Source organism: Bacillus multifaciens, assembly GCF_030756675.1.
Lineage (GTDB): Bacteria > Bacillota > Bacilli > Bacillales > Bacillaceae_G > Bacillus_A > Bacillus_A multifaciens.
The window spans coordinates 1-2063 of the sequence record NZ_JAVBXD010000087.1 but is presented as its reverse complement, the minus strand read 5'-3'; the positions used below and the strand labels follow the sequence as shown (position 1 = coordinate 2063).

At 34.7% G+C, this 2063-nt stretch carries 1 protein-coding gene, 2 rRNA genes and 1 pseudogene; 1 reads left to right on the top strand and 3 read right to left on the bottom strand.

What is annotated here, in order from left to right; genetic code table 11:
• Together Q9306_RS24475 and Q9306_RS24470 are read right to left on the bottom strand one after the other, a co-directional pair.
• Positions 1-122, bottom strand: a 16S ribosomal RNA gene (locus Q9306_RS24475); the annotation flags it as partial.
• Positions 123-533: 411 nt separating this feature from the next.
• Positions 534-818, bottom strand: a pseudogene (locus Q9306_RS24470) (hypothetical protein).
• A 252-nt stretch (positions 819-1070) separates the two neighbouring features.
• Between Q9306_RS24470 and Q9306_RS24465 the strand changes: the two are divergent.
• On the top strand, positions 1071-1493 hold the full coding sequence (locus Q9306_RS24465; protein WP_306203233.1) for a YfmQ family protein: 423 nt from the start codon (positions 1071-1073) through the stop codon (positions 1491-1493).
• A 390-nt stretch (positions 1494-1883) separates the two neighbouring features.
• Here the strand turns inward: Q9306_RS24465 and rrf are convergent.
• A 5S ribosomal RNA gene (gene rrf / locus Q9306_RS24460) occupies positions 1884-1999 on the bottom strand.
• Positions 2000-2063: the final 64 nt, after the last annotated feature.

The window sequence follows — 2063 nt, the reverse complement described above, 5'->3', positions numbered from 1 at the left end:
CGTGTTACTCACCCGTCCGCCGCTAACTTCTTAAGAGCAAGCTCTTAATTGGTTCGCTCGACTTGCATGTATTAGGCACGCCGCCAGCGTTCATCCTGAGCCAGGATCAAACTCTCCAATAAAGTTTGTCTAGCATCATAAAATAAAAATTGACGTTTCACGTTGTTTGTTTCGTTCAGTTTTCAAAGAACTTATCCGTCGCTCATTTGCGACTTCCTTATGGTAACATCTCAGTCATTCGATGTCAACTAAGTTTTTCATCTTGTTTATCGTGGTTACTTTGTTTCACCAGCGACTCGTATAATATTACACTCATATTCAATAATAGTCAATGCTTTTTTTACGGTTATTTAAGGATAACAAAATACACCTATCCAGTTAACCACGAGGAGGTCAATTCCTTCTTACATACCTCCTCATATATCGGCGTTTTTCACAATATACAGACCCTCCAACGATGTTCGACATGCTAGATGCTGTAAAATAATGAAAATGAATCCTCATGATAAACATACCAAATAAAGTATTTGCATTTAAACTCCATAAAACTCAAATGTATTTTTTTCTAGATATATTGCTTCATCAGAATTTTTAATAATAATATCAAAATATTGACTGTATGGATGCATAAACACTTCGTACGAACTAACAATGTATGGATCCGTATTAATATAATTCACTTCATTTTAATTGAGTTGATTTACGAGCATATTAGCAAACATTGTTTTTCCAGCAGCACCATGGCCCAAAATGCCAATAACAATCTGTTCATCAGCCATACTAACCCAGTTTATAATTTCTTGTAATAACTTATCCATCCTTCTCCCCATTTTAAATGACTTTATTATTCATGAACAGCTGCACTAAAACGCATGAAAGTCGTTTCTGTTACATTTCAATAAAGTTCACATAATATACACAAATCAACAAACTACCCTATGATAAAATGGAAATTATCAACAGTTAATAAACAGTGGACCATTATGGTCTATTTTTACATGTCTATCAGCTGATTACTACTATAAGTAATGTAATAATCTTATTTAAAAATGTAATGGAGATGATAAAATATGACAACTTGGTTTATAGTGTCGTTGGTTATTGTGTTTACTCTTAAATTACTAGTAACCTCTCTTCCAAATTCTGTTGTAGAATCGTTTGTCGGCAAATTTGAATTACATCCAAAACTCGATGATACGAGTGCCACCGTAACGATCGACGGACAACCTTTAGAAGGCGAAGAGAAGATTCAAATTATTAATCATTTTAACCAAGCGCTATTTTTAGAGAAATATTATTTTCCTCCACAGAGTAATGGAACGCCATTGGTCATTAATACTAAGAAAGGCAAAAACGATGTTAGTTTTTCGATATACAGTTACAACGATCACGTTGATGTAATCAAACAGTATAAGAAAAAGGTGGTTGCATATAGCCTCCGTTCCGATAGCCTTCAAAAGCGTTCCATGTTAGTAACGGGAGATGTAGTTTAAAAAGATCGCCAAAGAGGCGATCTTTTTTTTATGGATAAAATAACAAACTAAATAACAGTGATATTCGCAAGCAGATTCACACAGTATTTAACACTTAAAAAAGCTCAGAGTTTTAGCTCTGAGCTTATCTTTTTCATGAGGTTTATTCCATTAAATCCCCTTAATTTCAATTTATAATATATCTTCTTAATCCTTATTTTATAACAATAACTATTGTCGTCCTGTTAATTGCTATGCTATCCCCGCTGTTTCTCCACGTTATCTGAACTACTTATAATACTGGGAAAATCCTTTTTTCTTTATCTGAATTCGCTTAATGTACGCAACTCATGTTTTTCTTCTTATTATGCATATACAAAAAAGACGAGTCATGCTGACTCGTCTCAAATTGCCTGGCAACGTCCTACTCTCACAGGGACAAAGTCCCAACTACCATCGGCGCTAGAGAGCTTAACTTCCGTGTTCGGTATGGGAACGGGTGTGACCTCTCTGCCATCATTACCAGACTTATGAAGGTATATTCCTTCAAAACTAGATAACATTGCTTCATATTATATGGTTAAGTCCTCG